The organism is Pseudomonas sp. CROZ-RG-20F-R04-15 (assembly GCF_022662375.1).
In the GTDB taxonomy this organism is placed as follows: domain Bacteria; phylum Pseudomonadota; class Gammaproteobacteria; order Pseudomonadales; family Pseudomonadaceae; genus Aquipseudomonas.
In genome coordinates, this window is record NZ_JAKNQL010000006.1 from 29,759 (window position 1) to 49,415 (window position 19,657).

Here is a 19,657-nt window from a genome sequence, read left to right on the forward strand (position 1 = left end):
TTAAAACGAAAAAGCCCACATTGATGTGGGCTTTTTTTGTGCTTATGCGGTTTGTTTGGCAATACGGTGATCAACGAAGAACGGCTTGCCCTTGGCCACCCGGTCCGATGCCCGGGGCATGTTCACCGCTTGCGCTTCCTGCGGTTCGACGTACCAGTAGCAATGGCTGACCGCACGGGTGATGCCGACATAGGCCAGGCGCAGGATCTCGTCCTTTTGCGCCGTGTCATACGGCTCGCTGTCGCCGGACTTGCCCAGTCCTGCCATGCGATAGACCTGATTCTTGTAGGGCGAACTGGTCAGGTGCTGACAGTCACCGAGCAGAAATACCGCGTCGGCCTGCAAGCCTTTGGCGCTGTGGTAGGTCAGTTGCTTCAGGCGTCGCGCTTCGTACGGCAAGCTCGAATCCACATTAACCACAGACTGAATATGCTCTTCAATCAATGACTTATCGCTGCTTTTTCGATAAAGCATCAAGATTGAATGTCCCTGACGATAATGTTCGGCGAGGCGCTGGCCCAACGCCTGATCATCGCGCTCCAGCACATTGACCGGTTGCAACGGCTTGACTGCGCCGCTGGCCTTGGCCTTTTTGCCGGGGATCGCCGGAGCGGCGCGAACGATGTGCTCGGCCGCGTCGATAATGTGCTGATGACTGCGGTAGTTGTCGCTGAGCATTACCCGCGTAGTGGCGGGCGACGGGAATTCCTTGTCGAACGCCATGAAGTAGCTCGGCGAACTGCCACGCCAACCGTAAATCGACTGCCAGTCATCACCGACGCACAACAGCGACGAGCGCTGTGCTCCGCGCCCGACATGCATGGCCGGGCCACGACTGCGAATTTCCGTAAGGCTGGCACGGATCCACGAGACGATCTGCGGGGAAACGTCCTGAAATTCATCGATCATCAGGTGCGCCAACGGCCTGAGCAGCTCATCGCTCAACAGTTTGAGGTTTTCCGGTGAGTGCTCGCTGAACAGCGCGAACATTCGGTTGTAGGTCATGACCGGCGGTTTCTGATCCAGCAGATGATCTTCAAAGGCGCGCCAGAACAGGCTCAGCGCCTCAAAGAAAAACCGGTCTGGGTCATCTTTGGCAAAGCTCATGCGGCCGACCGCGTCAGCCACGTCCAGGCCAAGGTTCTCGATGAAACCTGCTGCTGCAACAAAACAGTCGAGCAACGGCGCCGATGTCAACTCGCCTTTGACCTTGTAATCGAAGCCCGGCCCGGCACTGGCATCGCCGGCCAGTGTCGCCAGAACACGCCGTGATGACTCGTAACTATCAAGCCAAATCAAAGGCTTACGACAGAAAGCTTGAAACAGGGTGCGCTTCACCGCCCACTCTGCGCGCACGCTGAGTTTGGCGTTTGGCCGGCTGACCTGCGGATTTTCCCGTGGATCGAAACCGAGTACCACCCAGGCATCCAGGCTCGGAATGTAGCCATGGCAATGAAATTTCGCGCCGTTGATATCGAAACTCTGCCGGTTCGGCTCTATACCCTTGATCGGCCAGGCACCGGCGCGGAACCACAGATCTTCAATGGCATCGCACAGTTCTTCATCACGCTGGGCAGCCAACTGCGTCACCGCTACACGCTTTTGCACATCCGGGTGATCACGTTCCAGCTCCTTGAGCTGTAGACCGGCGCGAGACAATGGCTGAATCAACTGACGGAAACGCTCATCCTCGTTGAACAAGCGGTGATAGCAGGCGTTGAGTAGCTGGCGTTGCGCATCGTTGATGCGCAGGTCGAACGGATTGCTGTCGACCTCCTCGTCAGCACCTTGTGGCCGGTTGCTCAGGTTCTCAAACGCCTGCAAGCGCTCGAAACCCGGCAGGCTGCGCACCATCGGCAGAATGCGCGAGTGGAAGGTGCGCACCAGTTCGCGCGCCTGGCGCAGGTTCAGCGCCAAGCCCCAGAGCGCGAACAGTTCGATCAGTTTGTTGATGAAGTCCTTGCGCGACTCGCGGGTGAAGGTCACCACGGTCATCGAATCCAGCTCGAAACCCAGATAGTGGTTGAGCAACAGGATGCGCAGAACCAGCGTGGTGGACTTCCCCGCGCCAGCGCCGGCAACCACTGAGGTTGATGGTGTTTCACTGAAAATCATCTTCCATTGCGCGGTGCTCGGCTGCGCGTGCTCGGGCAACAAGCGGGCGACATCGGCTTTCATGCGTTTTTTCAGCTCGGCCGTCAGCGGCAGGCGCCAATCGTCGAACAGATGATTGTCGACGCTGGGCGGGCGATGCTCGGTGTTGCGGCTGTCACGGATCAGCAGCACCTGCCGGCCTTCTTCCAGCCCCTCAAGCTTGCCTTCCTTAAAGCCATATTCGACACCCGCGGTATGGCCACTGCGGAAGCCATCGGCCTGACCGTGCAACCACGATGCACGGTGTTGCGCGCGCAATCGGGTCAAACCATGGCCGAAGAAACGTGCTGCCAGGCGTTTGAACCAAGGCATCTCGGCCAAGGGGCGAAGTTCGGGAGGAAGATCGGGAGTGTCTTGCGCCACGCTGAGGGGCTCCAGTGTGTGAGGCTGTTGCGGCTATGGTGGCGGTATTTGCCGTTCAGTTCTAGCGAAATGCTTACAGGTCATTGGTTTAAGCGATGAACTGAAGGTGAGATGAGACGCTTTCGAGCCCTTTTCTTATCTGAAATTTCGATCATAACGCCGCACTTTTTACGCTTTTTATCGATTATTAACTGATAGATGATGGCCGTCATAAACCACCGGTCTCGCGTCGGGTGCAACCATCACGCCCCATGCCGAGCCTTTTGAGGAGACGATCATGCTTGAACTCAGACCTTTCAGCTCGCTGGGCGGCGCCCATCACGGCTGGCTGGATGCTCATCACCACTTTTCCTTCGCCGAGTACTACGACCCGCAACGGATGAACTGGGGCAACCTGCGCGTGTGGAACGATGACGTGATCGCAGCAGGCACTGGCTTCCCGCAGCACCCACATCGCGACATGGAGATCATCACCTATGTCCGTGAAGGTGCGATTACTCACCAGGACAACCTGGGCAACAAGGGCCGCACCGAAGCTGGCGACGTCCAGGTGATGAGTGCCGGCACCGGCATCGCGCACAGCGAATACAACCTGGAATCGAAAGACACCAAAATCTTCCAGATCTGGATTCTGCCGACGGAAACCGGCGCGCCACCCTCTTGGGGTGCCAAACCTTTCCCGAAAGGCCAACGTGAAGGCTTTGTCACCCTGGCCAGCGGCAAGGATGGTGATGACCAGAGCCTGCGGATTCGCGCTGATGCGCGATTGGTCGCGGCCAATCTCAAGGCGGGGGAAACGGCGGAATATCATCTGGATGAAGGTCGCCGTGCGTATCTGGTAGCGAGCACCGGTGTGATTGAAGTCAACGGCTTGCGCGCTCAGGCTCGAGACGGTGTGGCAGTGGCACAGGAGCGCGTGCTGACCGTTACGGCCATTGAGGACAGCGAGATTGTGTTGGTGGATCTGGCTTGATCGCTTGAATGGCGAGCAAAAAAAAGGGGCAACCATAATGGTTGCCCCTTTTTTCATGCGCTTGCGAACATCACTTGCTGGAGATGGCGCCATCCACAAGTGCCTGGGCTTCGACGACCAATTGTTTCAGGTGGTCGTCACCGATAAAGCTTTCGGCGTAGATCTTGTAGATGTCTTCGGTGCCCGACGGACGCGCAGCGAACCAGCCGTTTTCAGTCATCACTTTCAGACCGCCGATCGCCTGATCGTTGCCCGGCGCATGGCTGAGAATGCTCTGGATTTTCTCACCGGCCAGTTCGGTCGAGGTGACCTGTTCAGGTGACAACTTGCTCAGCAGTGCTTTCTGTTCCGGGTTGGCCTTGGCGTCAACGCGTACCGAGAATGGTTCGCCCAGCTCATCGGTCAATGCGTTGTAGGCCTGGCTCGGATCGCGACCGGTGCGCGCGGTCATTTCGGCGGCGAGCAATGCCGGGATCAGACCGTCCTTGTCGGTGCTCCACACGCCACCGTCCTTGCGCAGGAACGATGCGCCGGCGCTCTCTTCGCCACCGAAACCCAGCGAGCCATCGAACAGGCCGTCAGCGAACCATTTGAATCCGACCGGGACTTCGTAAAGACGACGACCCAGACGCTTGGCAACGCGATCGATCAGACCACTGCTGACCACGGTTTTACCCACGCCGGCATCCGCGCGCCACTGCGGGCGGTTCTGGAACAGGTAATCGATCGACACCGCGAGGTAGTTGTTCGGCGCCAGCAAACCACCGGACGGCGTCACAATACCGTGACGGTCGTGATCCGGGTCGCAGGCAAAAGCCACGTCGAATCGCTCTTTCAGGCCGATCAGGCCTTGCATCGCGTGGCTGGACGACGGATCCATGCGAATCTGGCCATCCCAGTCGACGGTCATGAAACGGAACGTCGCGTCGACTGCCTTGTTGACCACTTGCAGATCGAGGCGGTAGTGCTCGGCAATCGCCGACCAGTAGCGCACCCCTGCTCCACCCAACGGATCAACGCCCAGACGCAGTTTGGCGTCGCGAATGGCGTCGAAATCGATGACGTTGATCAGGTCGGCAACGTAGGTGTTCAGGTAATCGTGGCGATGCGTGGTGCTGGCCTTGAGCGCCTGCTCGTAGCTGATGCGTTTCACACCGGCCAGTTTGTTGGCCAACAGTTCATTGGCCTTGGCTTCGATCCACTTGGTGATGTGGGTGTCGGCCGGGCCACCATTGGTTGGGTTGTACTTGTAACCACCGCTTTGTGGCGGGTTGTGCGACGGCGTGATGACGATGCCGTCCGCCAGACCCGAGGTGCGGCCACGGTTGTAGCAGAGAATCGCGTGGGAAATGGCCGGTGTCGGCGTGTATTCATCACCTTCGGCGATCATCACGGTGACACCGTTGGCCGCCAGCACTTCCAGCGCGCTGGCACCGGCCGGAGTCGACAGCGCGTGGGTGTCGATGCCGACAAACAGCGGCCCGGTAATCCCTTGTGCTTCGCGGTACAGGCAGATCGCCTGGCTGATGGCCAGAACGTGCCATTCGTTGAAACTCAAGTCGAACGAGCTGCCCCGGTGTCCGGATGTACCGAACGCCACACGCTGAGTGGAAATCGAGGCGTCGGGCTGTCCGGTGTAATAAGCCGTCACCAGTCGCGGGATATCGACCAACAATTCTGCCGGTGCCGGTTTGCCCGCAAAAGGACTGAGTGTCATGCAAAACCTCTGAAATAGAGTGGTTCAGGAATGGAGCGCAGTTTACTGGCAGTTTGACCGCAGTGCGATGGGATCTATCCGGAACTCTCCCGATGTTTTTTAACGTTAGTCAGTGGGTGCCAGCCGCAATGCGTCACCGATCAGCCCGACCACACTGGCCAGGTCATGATCGGCATGAGTCAGCGGGCTCAAACGCAGGTGGTGTGCATGCAGGCCTTGCAGGCTGAACAGCTCGCCCGGTGCAACAACGATCTGCTGCCTGAGCAGACGCTGAAACACATACCCCATGTTCACCGGGCGCAGCGAACGCACCCAGACGGTTGCGCCGCCCTGTGGTTCGACAATCTGCAACGCATCACCGAGGCGCTCGCGCAACAGGTCGATCAGGTGCGTGCGCCGCTCCTTGAGCATCCGCCGCAATATGGCCAGATGCTGATCCAGCCGACCACCGCCAAGCAGCCTGGCGATAGCCTTCTGACGGATGGGCGACAAGCGAAACGCACGCAACAGGAAATGCCTTTGCAATTCATTGCGCCAATGACGCGACAGCAAAAAGCCGAAAGGCGCCTCGGCACCGATGAATCTCTCGAACGTGGAGAACACCAGCAAACGATCAGGGTCCAGGCAGTCGCGCAAGCGCTGGGCGTCACCGCCTTCATGAAGTTCGCTGTAGCAATCGTTTTCCAGCACCCACGTGCCATGGTGCCCGAGCAAATGCGCGATTGCCTGCTGGTTGCTCAGTGGGCGCAAGGTGCCCCGGGGCATGCTCAACGCCGCTGACAAAAGAATCAAACGCACCGGCTCACTTTGCAGCAACGACTCCAGTCGCTGCGCATCGATCACGCCTCCGGCGAGCAGCGGCAGCTCGATAACGCGCACTTCAGCGGCCTCCAGCAGACGCAAGATCACCCAGTCACAGGGCGACTCAACGAGCACGGTGGCCCGACGCAACTCAAGCACCGAAATCAGTATTTCCAGGACACTGCGCAGGTCGGCGCCGATATAGACATCATCTGCGCGCCAGTAATTGGCGGTAGACGAGGTGTAGCGCGCGGCCAAAACCGTGCGCAGTTCCAGCTCTCCGCAAGGTTGCACCAGCGCTTGCGGCTGACGCGGATACTGGCGCAGCAGTTCACGCTCCAGCATCAGCAATGGACTGTCCAGTGGTTGCAGCGAGGCGGGGTCATCACTGCTCAACACACACATGCCGGGTCGCCTGGCGTTGACGTAAACGGTTTCGAGCAGATCACTGCCGCTGTCGGGCGAATCCATCACGTGCAGTGGCTGCGCGTAATAACCGGACTTGGCAATCGAATAGACCCGCCCCTCCTTCTCCAGCAGCGAATACGCGTACTGGACGGTCGAGATCGACACATTGAGCCGATCAGCCAATTGTCGCAGCGACGGCAAGCGTACCGGCGGGCTACTCCCCGCCTCGTCTATCAGCAACTTCAAATACCGATAAACCGCCTGGTAAACGAAGTCATTCTCTCTCGACGTTTTCACGACCCTACGCCCATGGGCAGGGGCTCATCGGCGGACAAGCAACACACGATCAACCTTCCGCCGATCGATCGGCAGTAGGCTCAGCCAGCGTATCGTCCTCATTGTCGTTCTGCGCTGCACCTTCGCTGGATTCAGGCATGCGCACAGGCCCCATTGCATACAAACGCACAATCATCCTGACCGGCAGCCCGCTGACATCCGTCATCCACTTCAGTACCTGCTCCGGAGCATGCAGCCCTTGCATTGCCCGATGCAGATCCGGCAACGCCACCAGCATCCCGGGATGACAATTGCGCAAGAAGCGCTCAAGCCCCGCTCCCCCATCGATAAAAGGCGCAAACAAAAGGCACGTCAGCTGGATTTCATTCAGCTCGAAACTGGCCTGCAAGGCGTTTGCCGCCTGCGAACGCAGTTGTTCAGGCGCCTGCAGGTCGCCGAAGCTCGCCAGCAATTGTTCGCAAACCGGCTCGGGGACCTGCTTTTGCCGCATGGTTATCAGGAGACCGGTCAGGTAATCACTGACGCCGGCCTCATAGGTCCGCCCCTCGATGAATTGCGCCTGCAAACCTCGCAAATGCGCGGCCACCAAAGGTTCCACGTGCTCATCATCTCCTTGATAGAGCGTCACGTCGTCAGCCTGAAAACCCAGAAAATCACTCAGCAAAGGCCAGCGTTCTTCGAGCTTGCCGACAATCATGTCGTTGATATTGATAAAACTGGTGCGCCGACAGGCCTCGAAATGACCTTCCGGGCGCCAGGTCACCCGCTCATCTTCGGAGTAAAACTCGCGGTAACAATCGCCGCCCAGCCCGTCGAGCAGCGGGAACAGCATTTCAAAGCCGACGGTGCTCATCTGCGGCGCGGCAATCGCGGCTTTGTGCGTGGCGCGTTCCAGTCCGTCGAGGAAATGCCGCTGACGACGTGCGGACTCGCTGCCGATCATCGCGTCGACGCCATTGTTCCAGCGCGCAACCTGACCGTAGAACTCGGCGGTGGCCAGGTACGCGTCATCCCACAGTTCAAGCGGTTCATTCCAGGCTCGACGATGCCCGATCAACAGCAGGTTGACACGATTGCTCTCGCGACCGGCTTCGCCAATGGGCGCCTGATGATCAAACGGCAACACCTCGCGGTGATCGACCATCACCAGCTCTACCCGAGGGTCGTCATACAGAAACAGTGCACCGTAGCTGCGGTGCAGGTTTTGCAGGGACGTCTCACTGTTGCCGTTCCAGCGCAAGGTCGCCACCCGTAGCTGAAAGGTCGCCGGCGCACGGCCGGCAATGCTCAATTGCGCGGCCCGCAGCAAGGCCAGGGTGTAACAACTGTCGCGCGCCCCGGACTGGTTCACCAGCACCTTGAAATGACCGATGTTCTCCATGCCGCCCGCCGCCACTGCCAGTCGCTGGATCAGCAACTGCAGCGCCGTGCGCTCCGCGCGGGAAAAGAAACTCAGCAAACGTTGCAATACTTGCTGGTAGACATAGTTCATTGCCTGATCATGGATCGTGCTCATCGGTATTTACCCAGTATCGAAAGTTTCCTGCCGCACGCACTGAAATATCAGTCAGGCGACAATTCATCAATAAGTAATAGACGTTCGAATGCTAACACTTACAAGTTTGAAGTTATTTGAAACACTTGAGCTTAAAAAAACCCTTCAGCCGCCGAATGACAACCTCAACCCCCTGTAATTGCTGGGATATTTTTTCCTGGACGCGATCCTAGGAAACTTCCCACAAGGTCCCACGACAAGTGAGTACAAGAAAAACAGAAGCGGTTTCCGAATAGGCCTACAACAATTAAACAGAAATAGACGCGACCAACAGATTTGGCCGCTTTATATCGCGCAGGGCAAATTGAATGCACAGACATGGCTCATTCCTTGAGATGAAAGTAATCATTCAATTATCAGGGCTTACATTGTGATTAGAAGATACAGATCGCGAGCAAAAACCGGTTCAGTTGCTGAACGGTCGTGGCGCCATTGCCACGGTGCGCTGTGTTTCAGGAGGGGAAGCTAAACGCAGAAGAGTCCGTGGGGCCACGGACTCTGATGACAGGGCTTACGCCGGTTCGACTTGCAGGGCTACCCGTTCGCGGCACGGGCATTCGTCCATGTAGCGATGCGCTTCGACGAACTCGTTGAACGGAAATACACGCGTCTTCAGCGGCAGCAACACGCGGTCAGCTGTCAACTGGTTGATGTCACGCAAGGCACGTTGCAAGGCGACGTGATCCTGAGTGATGCCCAGTTCCGGCTTGCCGGTAAAGTTGCCGATGCAGTGTACGAAGAACTGGATGTTCTTCTGGAACGCTGCGCAGGCCGGGAACGGCGTCTGGTTGCCACCCTGCAAGCCGTACAGCACCAGGCTGCCACGCGGCGCCAGCACATCGCCCAGCAGCGACATCTGCGGACCGCCGAGGCCGTCGAACACCACGTCGACACCGCGGTTGTCAGTGATCTTGTTGATTCGCATCAACAGATCTTCCTCTTCGGTGACGATGACCTTTTCAGCGCCAAGGGACAGCAGGTACTCGCGTTCCTCTGCTTCCTTGGTCGCGGCGATCACCCGCACGCCCATCGCCTTGCCCAACTGGACAAACGAAGGACCGGCGCAATGGCTGGCGTCCGTGACCAAGGCAAACTGCCCCGGCTTGACCCGTGCCAGATCGGCGTAGGCAAAGTAGGCGATCAACAGCGGTGTGTAATGCACACTGGCTTCAATCGGGCTGAGCACATCCGGATAACGGGTCAGCGCAGTACGCGGCAGCACGATCGATTCGCCGTAGACCGGGTAGTCGTTCGCACTCTCGGCCGGAAAGCTGGCGACCTTGTCACCCACTGCCAGATCATCGACACCGTCGCCGACAGCGGTGATTACACCGGCCATCTCGTGACCAAGACCCGCAGGCAGTCGCGCCTGAGACGAGGCCAGGTTCTGACGCCAAAGGGTGTCGTACCAGCTGATGCCGATCGCCTCGACACGCACCTGCACTTCGCCAGGACCTGGCTGAGCGGCCGCATGCTCTTCGCATTTGAGCACCTCGGCCGGACCAAACTTGTGAAAACGGATCGTGCGGGACATCGCAAACCTCGTCAAAGTAACCTCTAATGCCATGAACTCTATCTGGGCTTTTGACCCAAGACTATCAGTGGCTATTAATAGTCGACATGCCTGTCATTGATTCCGCAGCAGGGGCGGCAGTGGCAAAATCCATGAAAAACTGCTGCCACCGTCTCAGTAAAGCTGAATTTTCCGGTGCAGAGTACCAGCCTTTCCCCGTAAGATTCATGCCGGCCATTGTTCTCATATGGCCGCTCTCGTCAAGCTTGATGACTCTGCCAGGACTCCAGATGAATCGTAATGACCTGCGTCGTGTCGACCTGAACCTGTTGATCGTATTCGAAACATTGATGCACGAACGCAGTGTGACCCGGGCGGCAGAAAAGCTGTTCCTCGGTCAGCCGGCGATCAGTGCGGCGCTCTCGCGCCTGCGCAGCCTGTTCGATGACCCGCTGTTTGTACGCACCGGGCGTAGCATGGAACCGTCCGCCCGCGCGGTGGAAATCTTCGCCCTGCTCTCGCCTGCCCTCGATTCGATTTCGACCGCCGTCAGCCGCGCGGCCGAATTCGACCCGGCGACCAGCACTTCGGTATTTCGGATCGGTTTGTCCGACGACGTCGAATTCGCTTTGCTGCCGATGCTGCTCAAACGCCTGCGCGCCGAATCGCCTGGCATCGTGTTGGTGATCCGCCGCGTCAACTACATATTGATGCCGGGCCTGTTGGCCTCCGGCGAGATATCCATTGGCGTCAGTTACACCACCGACCTGCCGGCCAACGCCAAACGCAAGGTCCTGCGCCGCAGCGCACCAAAATTGCTGCGCGCCGATACCGTGCCGGGACCGTTGAGCCTGGACGACTACTGCGCACGTCCGCATGCGCTGGTGTCATTTGCCGGCGACCTCAGTGGCTTTATTGATGAAGAGCTGGAGAAACTCGGGCGCAAACGGCATGTGGTGCTGGCCGTGCCGCAGTTCAACGGCTTGAGTACGTTGTTGGCCGGCACCGATATTGTGGCGACGGTGCCGGATTACACGGCTGATGCGTTGACGGCGGCTGGCGGTGTTCGCGCGGAAGATCCGCCGTTGCCCACGCGCACGTTTGAGTTGCATATGGCTTGGCGGGGGTCGCAGGATAACGATCCCGGTGAGCGGTGGTTGCGGTCGCGGATTCAGATGTTCTTTGGCGATCCGGATAGCCTCTAGGGGGCGTCGGGCAGGTAGTTCATTTGATCCTTTTCGCCCCATGGAGCGCTATTCACTCAGTGGATTGTTCGAACGCCATGGACAGTAGGAACGCGGACACGCAGGGCAATCAGCAACGCGGCCAGCAGCATCAGCACGGCCGCTGCTACAAACACGCCTGCGCTGCCACCGAGACTGAACATTGCTCCGCCAGCGGCGGCGCCCGTGGCGATGGCTGACTGCACAGATGCCACTACCATGCCTCCGGCGCTTTCCGCCTGATCAGGTACCGCGCTGGCGACCCAGTTCGACCACGCCACCGGCACACCACCAAATGCCATGCCCCAGACTGCCAGAAGTACAGCCTGCCCCGGCACCGAGGCCGGCAACAGCACCAACGCCAGTGCTGCAACGCCGACCAGCGCGGGCATCAGCACCAGAGTGGCCAGCGGGTGGCGCTCCAGCAGCCGGCCGGCCAACAGTGTGCCGACGAAGTTCGCCACACCGAACCCCAGCAGCATCAGGGACAGCCCTTGCGCGCCGATGCCGGTAGTCCCTTCAAGAAATGGGCGAACATAGGTGAACATGGCGAAGTGGCCGCTGTGCACCAGCACACAACCGAACATGCCCATGGCGATGCCTGGGCGCTGCAACACCTCGAGCACAGTGCGCAGGCGTGCCGGCCGGCGCGGCGCAAGACGCGGCAGAGTGAACGACTGGAAAGCCAGGGTCACCATGCCTACCGCCGCCGCTGCGAAGAACGCGCTGCGCCAGCCATACAGCCCGCCCAGATAGCTGCCCAGCGGCACTGCCACTACCGTGCCGATGGCGATGCCGCTGAAAATGATCGACAACGCCCGGGGCAACAAAGCGCTCGGCACCAAGCGCATCGCTACCGCCGCCGCCATGCTCCAGAACCCGCCAAGGGCAATGCCCAGCAAGATACGCATCAACAACAGCACCGCGAAGCTGGAGGAAACAGCGACCAACAGATTGGAGGCGACCATCAACGTCGAAAAACCCAGCAACACCCAGCGTCGGTCGATACCACGGGTCAGACCTGGCACCAACAAACCGGCGAACAGCGCCACCACGGCAGTTACCGTTACCGCCTGGCCAGCCAGCGCTTCGGACACTCCCAGGTCAGTAGCCATCAGCGTCAACAAACTGGCCGGAAGGTACTCAGCGGTCAGTAACCCGAACACACCCATCGCCAACGAAAATACTGCCATCCACGCGGGGGTTGCAGGTTCTACGTCCGCGCCGACGCCGCAATGGCGGTCGGATACGGTGTTACATACAAAGTCAGACATTGAACGGATCTCCCAATCTTCATTAAGAGCCGAAGTCTAGGCGCCGAAATCCGGATGATCTATGATCAATAGTCTCTACTTTTTGACCAAAACACCTGAACGATGCCTGCAGATCAGTTTGCTCTTTCCTCGGACCTCATCAACGAACTGTTGCGCGGCATGCGCCTGCGTGGTGTTGAATACCGGCGCATCCAAACGGGCCCAACTTTCGGTTTGGGCTTCGGGGAAAAACCTGGGCACGCCTGGTTTCACTTCATGGCCGTCGGCAATGCGGTGCTGCAAATGGAGGACGGCAGTACCTACGCGCTGTCTGCTGGTAACGCCGTGTTCATCTCCCATGGCGCGGCCCATCAACTGATTTCCCATCAGGGCGCGCCTGTCCGGGATATCGATCATCTATACGGTGCGCCCTTGGGTGAGACCGTCAGCGCGGTGGATACCGGAACCGATGCCAACCCCACGCCGAGCACTATTTTGTTCAGTGGTTGCATGGAGTTTGAACTGGGCAGTATCCATGGCCTTGGTCGGCTGATGCCGGGCCTGATGCTGATTGATGCCGGCGGTCAGCGTTACCCTGGGCTGGTGCCTATCCTGACCACCATGGAACGCGAGGTCAGCGCCGCCCGTGTCGGCTTCGCCGGTATCCTCGCGCGTTTGGCCGACGTGGTGGCTGCGATGGTCGTTCGCGGCTGGGTCGAGTGCGCCTGCGGCAATGCCTCTGGCCTGGTCGCCGCCTTGCGCGATCCCCGCTTGGCCGGTGCACTGCTTGCGCTCCATCAACAACCGGGCCGCGACTGGACTGTTGCGCAGTTGGCAGAGCACTGCAATACCTCACGTTCGGTTTTCGCGGACCGCTTCCAGGCGACGATTGGCATGGCCCCGCTGCGCTATGTCACCGAACTGCGAATGCGGCTTGCAAGCCAGTGGCTGACCCTCGAAAGGCTACCGATTGAAGAGGTAGCGCAGCGTTTGGGCTACACATCACAGGCCGCTTTCAGTCGTGCATTCAAGCGCGTTACGGGCAAGACGCCTGGATTGAGTCGCAAGCCGAACGCAGGTAATCGATGATCCGCGCCACTGACTCATTTACCTCCCGTTACATCGAGGAATGTACCGGTAACGAATGAAGCCTCCGCGCTCGCCAACCATAGAATCGCGCGTGCAACCTCCTCAGGCTGTCCGCCCCGCCCCATGGGGATCGAGTCCTTGACACGATCGACCCGCCCCGGCTCACCGCCACTGGCATGCATTTCGGTATAGATATGTCCGGGGCGAATGCAGTTAACTCGTATGCCTTCCCGTGCGACCTCCTTTGCAAAGCCAATGGTGAAAGTCTCCAACGCGCCCTTTGACGCCGCATAGTCGACGTACTCGTTGGGGCTGCCGAGGCGCGCCGAGGCCGAAGAGACATTGATCACCACGCCGCCCGGGCCGTTGTGACGGTAAGACATGCGCTTCACCGCCTGTTGGGCACAGAGTATTGGCCCAATGGCATTGACCGCAAAGATGCGCTGCATCCGCTCGAAGCCGAGGTCTTCCAGACGTGACTGAGGTGCCAGCATTCCGGCGTTATTGACCAGTACGTCAATGCGTCCGAACGTGCGATCAATGGCCGCGAACAAATCGGCCACCTGTTGGGGATCCGCACTGTCCGCGCGCATCGTCAACGCCCGGCGCCCCGATGCTTGTACATCCGCAGCCACGGCCAGCGCTGCGGACTCGTTGGCAACGTAGCTGATCGCCACGTCATAACCTCTAGCGGCGGCCAGCCGGGCCGTTGCTGCCCCCACTCCACGACTTCCACCCGTGATTAGAATCAGCGGTGCCTGCGAGACGTTGTCCATGAAATAAAGCTCCTGAGCCGTTGGCTGTATCAACCGATGATGAGGGTGCCGCTGGCGATCACTACGCATGCCAGTATCCGGCGCGCGGTGAGCGTCTCGCCGAGAAATACATAGCCGATCAACGCCGCAAACAGCACGCTGGTTTCGCGCAATGCCGATACCGCGCCCAGGGGCGCTTCGGTCATGGCGTAGATGACCATTCCGTACGCAAGCAAAGAGACCAGCCCGCCGACCAGCGCGGTCACTGTTCCCGCCCGGACAGAGAACAAACTGCGGGTGTCGCGTAGGCCGATGTAGACCACCGGCATCAGCACACCCCACAGGGCGCACATCCACACCGTGTAGGCAAGCGGCGCGCCGGAGAGCCTGGCGCCGATGCCGTCGACCACGCTGTAGGCCGCGATAAAGCCGCCCGTCCCCAGCGCATAAGGCAGGCTGGGAACCGACAGACTGCGCCCTCTGAAAGCCAGCGACATAATCCCGCCTGACACCAGCGCAATACCAAGTAACACGCCAGGCGTGATGCGTTCTCCGGCAAACACGGCAGCCCCCAAGGTGATCAGCACCGGCGACGATCCACGTGAGATCGGATAGATCTGCCCCAGATCGCCGACCCGGTAACTGCGCACCAGAAACAGGTTGTAGCCGACATGCAGCAACCCCGAAAGCGCCACGTAGCCCCAGCTCTCAATCGCCGGGGGCACCATGAACACTGCGGCGACGACACTGGTGATGGCAATGGCAATGCACATCACCGTCATCGACCACAACCGATCGGCACCGCTACGCAACAGCGCATTCCAGCTGGCATGCAGGAGCGCGGCGAAAAGCACGAGGAAGACGATATGAATAGGCATGCGCCACTTTAGGCAATGCGGCGACGGGACTAAAGCAAAGTCTCCTCATCGCAGCATGAACAAATGCTCATGACTCACTCATCCAGTCGTTGGATTTTCAGTGCCTCGCTGACTAACCATTGGCGAAAGCTGGCGATGTGCGGTTGCGCTTCGATGCCCTTGGGGCAGACGAAGTAGTACGCCAGCGGTGATGGGAATGGCACATCAAACAGCCGCACCAAACGGCCATCGCTGATTTCATTCTCGACATGCCCGCTGCGCACCAATGCAACGCCCTGGCCGAGCAAGGCTGCCTCGACCGTCATGTTGGTATCGCCAAATCTGACGCTCTCCTTGAGCGGCAAATAAGCCAGTCCGACGGCTTGAAACCATACCTCCCATTTTGGTACCAGTTCGGCGCCGTCACGCGTGGGCAGCGGGAAATGCAACAGTTCTGCCGGGCTCTGCGGAGTTCCGACGCGCCGCAACAGTTCGGGGCTGGCCACAGGAAATACCTGCTCCCCAAACAGGAACTCAGAATGCAGACCGGGGTAATCGCCCTTGCCAAGCCTGATCGCAACATCCGCCTGGCCGTGAGAGAAATGGATTATTTTATCCGTGGTGTCCAGCGAGACCAGCAGTTCGGGGTGCTGACGAGAGAGTCGCGGCAAACGTGGCAGCAGCCACTTGAGAGCGAAGGAGTAGGTGGTGCTGACGCTGAGTCGAACCCTGTCTTTTTGCTCACGCAAATCACCCAAAGTCGCCTCCAGGCTGATGAAAAACTCCCGCACGATGGGCGCCAGCGCAGCCCCCGCTGCCGTGAGGCGTAACGCCTTGCCACGTTCAAACAACTGCACTCCCCAAAGGGCCTCAAGATGCTTGAGCTGATGACTGACCGCACTTTGAGTCACATGTAGCTCTTGTGCGGCCGACGTAAAGGTCAAGTGCCGGGTGGCAACTTCAAATGCACGCAAGGTCGCGGTGGGCGGCAGGTCTCTCATAAGAGCATTATCCAGCGAGTTATCAGAAGAGTGCTTGCATGAACGTTAGCTCATGATAGAGCCAATCTCACCCGAAACGTCACTTAGGGAGCCATCACAACAAACCGCACTGATGGTGCGCCAGTATTACCAAGGCTCCATTGATGGAGTGATGGGCAAGTCGAAACGTGGTGCATTGACAGATAGCCAGCCTTTGCTGAACTTGGCGCAAAGATTTGCCGAGACTCTGGTCGGCGATGGATCTCACCCATAAACAAGCCCGGGAACCCTGCTCGGGCTTTTTCATTTCTGCGCCTCTTTTGCATTTCTGTGCGACACATCCCCTTTCAGGACTCCCGCAAGGCTCTGGCACGGTGTTAGTTTGTAAGTGTATGTGTCTCAACCTTGAGACACACCTTACTCACTGCCCTGCAAAGGAATGCCCTTCGTAATGAATGTCCCTTTCAAAAAACTGGCTGCCACCACCTTGATGCTGGCCGGTCTTGCCGTGTTCACGGCGCCCGCGCAAGCCAATATCACCCCGCAGCAGAGCGCAGAAATCCTCAAGACCTACAGCGCCGACAAAGCTACTGATTTCCGCCTGTTCCTCGGCAATCTGGGCAAGAGCGATCTGGCGAAAACCGCCGACATCGGCCCGGCCATTGGCGCGTACCTTGATAACAAGACCCTGACCGCCGAGCAGCAGAACGAAATCTATCGTCTGCTGGGTATCTACGCGCGAGCGAAATACAGCGCTGCCGCCACCGAAACCCTGCGCGAACTGGTGGAGATCCCGACCTATCGCAAGGACGGTGTCGAGCAGCATGACAACCCGGAATTCATCAAGATCGCCGCGAAGATCAAAAGTCTCGCCGAGTCCTTCAATCTGAAATTCCGCAACATCGACGACCGCGTCTACGAGATTTCCCTCGATGGCAGTGGCGATGAAGTGGTTGGTATTCACGCGCACGCCGACGTAGTGCCGGTCACGCCGGAAAACTGGGTACTCAAGGATGGCACCCGCCTCGACCCGTTCAAGATCACCCTGATTGGCGATCGCATGTACGGTCGCGGCACCGAAGATGACAAGAACGGCATCGTGGTCACGCTCTACGCCATGAAAGTCATCAAGGAAGAAAAACTGCCGCTGGTGCGCAACTTCAAGTTGCTGGTCGACACCACCGAAGAAACCACGGGCGACGCGATCCCCTACTACTTCGAACGCAATCCGACGCCGAACTACAACCTGGCGCTGGATGGTGGTTACCCGGTGGTGATTGCCGAGAAAGGCTATGGCACCGTCATGGCCAACTTTGCCAAGCGCAAAGGCGAAGGCAAAGGTGCCGAAATCATCTCGATGACCGGTGGCCTGGCGACCAACCAGATTCCTTCGGTGTCGGTCGCCACACTGATCACCGACAAACCTGCTGAACTGGCTGCCAGCCTGCAAAAGGCCGGTGACGAGTTTGCCAAGCACAATGGCGGCGATTTCCAGGTGAGCGCCAAGGTCGACGGCAAAGACGTCAAGCTGACGATGACTGGCGTATCTGCGCACTCCTCCGAACCTGAGTCCGGGGTTAACCCGGTTGCGCGGATGCTGGTCTTTATTAATAGCCTTGATGGCAAAGTCGCGCTCAAGCACAACCACATCACCGATGCGGCCCGTTACGCTGCCGACAACTGGGGCCTGGATTATCTGGGCAACAAGCTGGGTGTCGGTTTCTCGGATGCCTTCATGGGGCCACTGACGACTTCGCTGACCTACGTCGGCATGGACGAAAAAGCCTTCAAACTCGCGGTCAACCTGCGCGTGCCGAAGGGCAAGTCGCCGGAGAAGCTCAAGGCTGAAATCGCCGATAAACTGGCGGCGTGGGACAAGAAAAGCCACGTAGCGGTTGCCTTCGACTATTCGATCGCCGAGCCGATGTACCGCAATCCTGAGGGCGAATGGGTCAAGGCACTGTTGGCTGTTTCAACAGAAAACCTCGGTATGAAACACGAATTCGGCACCTCAGCCGGCGCCACCTCGGTGCATGAATTGCCGAACGGTGTGCAATTCGGTCTGGCCATGCCGAACGTGAAGTACACCGGTCACACCGATGGCGAGTTCAAGACCGTGGAGCAATTTCAGCTGGATCTGCAAATCGTCACGGAAATGATTGGCCGCATCGGCCAGTTGCCGAAACTCTGACCGCAGTGCCGAACCCGCCACCATGGCGGGTTCGGCATTTTTAATCCCCGCATAATCCCTGCCGCGCAGCCTCGCTCCTGACTTTTGCACATCGGGCAACAGAGAATTGCCCATCAAACCGATTGATAGCCACCTAACGAAAGGTGCATGCTAGAGGGCTCGTTCGGGTCTTATATCATTCCGAATGATAGTTACCTTTGCTTCATTCGATTCGTGCCATCACACCCCGCCGAGCATCATCCGCCCATCTTCAATACATTGGCGGATGCATCCATGGAACAGTCACTCAAACATTTGCGCTTCCCGTTGGCCATGTTGGCCGTACTGGTGATGAGCGCCTGCGGCAAGACTCCGGAGACTGCCGCCAGCATGCCCGCTGCGAAAGTCAGCGTGGCCAAGGTGCTGGAACAACCGGTCAACGAGTGGGACGAATTCACCGGGCGCCTCGAAGCGCCGGAAACCGTTGAAATCCGTCCACGGGTCTCCGGCCAGATCGACGAGGTGGCTTTCACCGAAGGCGCGCTGGTCAAGAAAGGCGACCTGCTGTTCCAGATCGACCCGCGTCCGTTCCAGGCTGAGGTGCGCCGCCTCGAAGCCCTCGTAGCCCAATCCCGCGCCAACGCCACCCGCAGTGAAAACGAAGCCGGCCGTGGTGAACGCCTGCGCGCCAGCAATGCGATCTCTGCCGAACTGGCCGACTCGCGCACCAGCGCTGCACAAGAAGCCCGCGCCGCTGTCGGTGCCCTGCAAGCGCAACTGGATCTGGCCAAACTGAACCTGAGCTTCACCCGCGTCACCGCGCCAATCAGTGGCCGCGTCAGCCGTGCCGAAATCACCGCCGGTAACCTGGTGACCGCCGACACTACGCCGCTGACCAGCGTGGTTTCCACCGATCGCGTTTACGCCTACTTCGACGCCGACGAGCGTGTGTTCCTCAAATACACCCAACTGGCCCGCAACGGTCAGCGCGGCGCCACTACTCCGGTGTACATGGGCCTGTCCAATGAAGACGGCAACCCGCACCTCGGTCAGATGAACTTCGTCGACAACCAGGTCAACCCGAAAACCGGCACCATCCGTGGTCGCGCGGTGTTCGACAACAGCGACGGCACCTACACCCCGGGCCTCTACGCACGCCTGAAACTGGTCGGCAGCGGCACCTACAACGCCATGCTGATCAACGACGAAGCCGTCGGCACCGACCTCGGCAAGAAGTTCGTACTGGTGATGGATGCGGACAACAAAACCGCATATCGCGCCGTCGAACTGGGTCCGAAAATCGAAGGTCTGCGTATCGTCCGTACCGGCCTGAACAAGGACGACACGATCATCGTCAAGGGTCTGCAACGGGTTCGTCCTGGTTCACCGGTCACCCCTGAAGTGATCCCGATGGCCAGCGAACAGACCATCGCGGCACTCGCTCAACAACGTCAAGCGCTGGAAGCCAGCAACCTGCCCAAAGTCGCCCCTGCCAAAGGCGCGTCGGGATCGGTTGTGAAGCTGGCTGCTACGACCCCACGCGGTTAAG

14 protein-coding genes and 1 pseudogene are annotated in these 19,657 nt (G+C 59.0%); 6 read left to right on the top strand and 9 right to left on the bottom strand.

What is annotated here, in order from left to right:
- Nucleotides 1-42: 42 nt before the first annotated feature.
- On the bottom strand, nt 43-2,517 hold the full coding sequence (locus L8H52_RS11220; RefSeq protein WP_242207083.1) for a UvrD-helicase domain-containing protein: 2,475 nt from the start codon (nt 2,515-2,517) through the stop codon (nt 43-45).
- A 277-nt stretch (nt 2,518-2,794) separates the two neighbouring features.
- Here L8H52_RS11220 and L8H52_RS11225 point away from each other — a divergent pair, with 277 nt between their 5' ends.
- Nucleotides 2,795-3,490 carry a pirin family protein gene (locus L8H52_RS11225; RefSeq protein WP_242207084.1) on the top strand — a complete coding sequence of 232 codons (696 nt, stop codon included), beginning with the start codon at nt 2,795-2,797 and terminating at the stop codon, nt 3,488-3,490.
- 70 nt (nt 3,491-3,560) lie between these two features.
- Here the strand turns inward: L8H52_RS11225 and pgm are convergent, their stop codons facing one another.
- The 4 genes from pgm to L8H52_RS11245 form a co-directional block, all read right to left on the bottom strand.
- Nucleotides 3,561-5,207, bottom strand: coding sequence for a phosphoglucomutase (alpha-D-glucose-1,6-bisphosphate-dependent) (gene pgm / locus L8H52_RS11230; RefSeq protein WP_242207085.1), 1,647 nt, complete (start codon nt 5,205-5,207; stop codon nt 3,561-3,563).
- A gap of 105 nt (nt 5,208-5,312) precedes the next feature.
- Nucleotides 5,313-6,713, bottom strand: coding sequence for a PLP-dependent aminotransferase family protein (locus L8H52_RS11235; protein WP_242207086.1), 1,401 nt, complete (start codon nt 6,711-6,713; stop codon nt 5,313-5,315).
- A gap of 49 nt (nt 6,714-6,762) precedes the next feature.
- Nucleotides 6,763-8,229 carry a hypothetical protein gene (locus L8H52_RS11240; protein WP_242207087.1) on the bottom strand — a complete coding sequence of 489 codons (1,467 nt, stop codon included), beginning with the start codon at nt 8,227-8,229 and terminating at the stop codon, nt 6,763-6,765.
- Nucleotides 8,230-8,779: 550 nt separating this feature from the next.
- Nucleotides 8,780-9,802, bottom strand: a complete 1,023-nt coding sequence (locus L8H52_RS11245; protein ID WP_016983050.1) for a zinc-dependent alcohol dehydrogenase family protein — start codon at nt 9,800-9,802, stop codon at nt 8,780-8,782.
- 269 nt (nt 9,803-10,071) lie between these two features.
- Between L8H52_RS11245 and L8H52_RS11250 the strand changes: the two genes are divergently transcribed.
- Entirely contained in the window at nt 10,072-10,986 is a 915-nt protein-coding gene (locus L8H52_RS11250) for a LysR family transcriptional regulator (RefSeq protein WP_034154182.1), read from the top strand.
- 56 nt (nt 10,987-11,042) lie between these two features.
- Here the strand turns inward: L8H52_RS11250 and L8H52_RS11255 are convergent, their stop codons facing one another.
- Entirely contained in the window at nt 11,043-12,278 is a 1,236-nt protein-coding gene (locus tag L8H52_RS11255) for an MFS transporter (RefSeq protein ID WP_242207088.1), read from the bottom strand.
- Between the two features lie 102 nt (nt 12,279-12,380).
- On the opposite strand from L8H52_RS11255, the gene L8H52_RS11260 reads away from it, so the two are divergent.
- Entirely contained in the window at nt 12,381-13,346 is a 966-nt protein-coding gene (locus tag L8H52_RS11260; protein WP_242207089.1) for an AraC family transcriptional regulator, read from the top strand.
- A gap of 14 nt (nt 13,347-13,360) precedes the next feature.
- On the opposite strand, the gene L8H52_RS11265 is transcribed toward L8H52_RS11260, so the two are convergent.
- The 3 genes from L8H52_RS11265 to gcvA all read right to left on the bottom strand — a co-directional run bounded on the left by L8H52_RS11265 (nt 13,361) and on the right by gcvA (nt 15,959).
- Nucleotides 13,361-14,122 (bottom strand): SDR family oxidoreductase, encoded by a 762-nt coding sequence (locus tag L8H52_RS11265; RefSeq protein WP_242207090.1) that lies wholly within the window; start codon nt 14,120-14,122, stop codon nt 13,361-13,363.
- 29 nt (nt 14,123-14,151) lie between these two features.
- A complete protein-coding gene (locus L8H52_RS11270) occupies nt 14,152-14,979 on the bottom strand; it encodes a DMT family transporter (RefSeq protein WP_242207091.1) in 828 nt (275 codons plus the stop codon).
- A gap of 74 nt (nt 14,980-15,053) precedes the next feature.
- Nucleotides 15,054-15,959, bottom strand: a complete 906-nt coding sequence (gene gcvA, locus L8H52_RS11275; protein WP_242207092.1) for a transcriptional regulator GcvA — start codon at nt 15,957-15,959, stop codon at nt 15,054-15,056.
- Between the two features lie 100 nt (nt 15,960-16,059).
- Between gcvA and L8H52_RS30510 the strand changes: the two are divergent.
- The 3 genes and pseudogenes from L8H52_RS30510 to mexE all read left to right on the top strand — a co-directional run.
- A pseudogene (locus tag L8H52_RS30510) lies at nt 16,060-16,137 on the top strand (His-Xaa-Ser repeat protein HxsA); the annotation flags it as partial.
- A gap of 252 nt (nt 16,138-16,389) precedes the next feature.
- Complete coding sequence (locus L8H52_RS11280; RefSeq protein WP_242207093.1) at nt 16,390-18,129, top strand: dipeptidase; 1,740 nt, start codon at nt 16,390-16,392, stop codon at nt 18,127-18,129.
- Between the two features lie 273 nt (nt 18,130-18,402).
- A complete protein-coding gene (gene mexE / locus L8H52_RS11285; RefSeq protein WP_242207094.1) occupies nt 18,403-19,656 on the top strand; it encodes a multidrug efflux RND transporter periplasmic adaptor subunit MexE in 1,254 nt (417 codons plus the stop codon).
- The last annotated feature ends 1 nt before the right edge of the window (nt 19,657 follow it).

Coding starts and splice junctions, on each gene's coding strand:
- pgm (WP_242207085.1), bottom strand. CDS start 5,207: ATGACACTCAGTCCTTTTGCGGGCAAACCGGCACCGGCAGAATTGTTG.
- L8H52_RS11245 (WP_016983050.1), bottom strand. CDS start 9,802: ATGTCCCGCACGATCCGTTTTCACAAGTTTGGTCCGGCCGAGGTGCTC.
- L8H52_RS11260 (WP_242207089.1), top strand. CDS start 12,381: ATGCCTGCAGATCAGTTTGCTCTTTCCTCGGACCTCATCAACGAACTG.
- L8H52_RS11270 (WP_242207091.1), bottom strand. CDS start 14,979: ATGCCTATTCATATCGTCTTCCTCGTGCTTTTCGCCGCGCTCCTGCAT.
- L8H52_RS11225 (WP_242207084.1), top strand. CDS start 2,795: ATGCTTGAACTCAGACCTTTCAGCTCGCTGGGCGGCGCCCATCACGGC.
- mexE (WP_242207094.1), top strand. CDS start 18,403: ATGGAACAGTCACTCAAACATTTGCGCTTCCCGTTGGCCATGTTGGCC.
- gcvA (WP_242207092.1), bottom strand. CDS start 15,959: ATGAGAGACCTGCCGCCCACCGCGACCTTGCGTGCATTTGAAGTTGCC.
- L8H52_RS11240 (WP_242207087.1), bottom strand. CDS start 8,229: ATGAGCACGATCCATGATCAGGCAATGAACTATGTCTACCAGCAAGTA.
- L8H52_RS11255 (WP_242207088.1), bottom strand. CDS start 12,278: ATGTCTGACTTTGTATGTAACACCGTATCCGACCGCCATTGCGGCGTC.
- L8H52_RS11265 (WP_242207090.1), bottom strand. CDS start 14,122: ATGGACAACGTCTCGCAGGCACCGCTGATTCTAATCACGGGTGGAAGT.
- L8H52_RS11280 (WP_242207093.1), top strand. CDS start 16,390: ATGAATGTCCCTTTCAAAAAACTGGCTGCCACCACCTTGATGCTGGCC.
- L8H52_RS11250 (WP_034154182.1), top strand. CDS start 10,072: ATGAATCGTAATGACCTGCGTCGTGTCGACCTGAACCTGTTGATCGTA.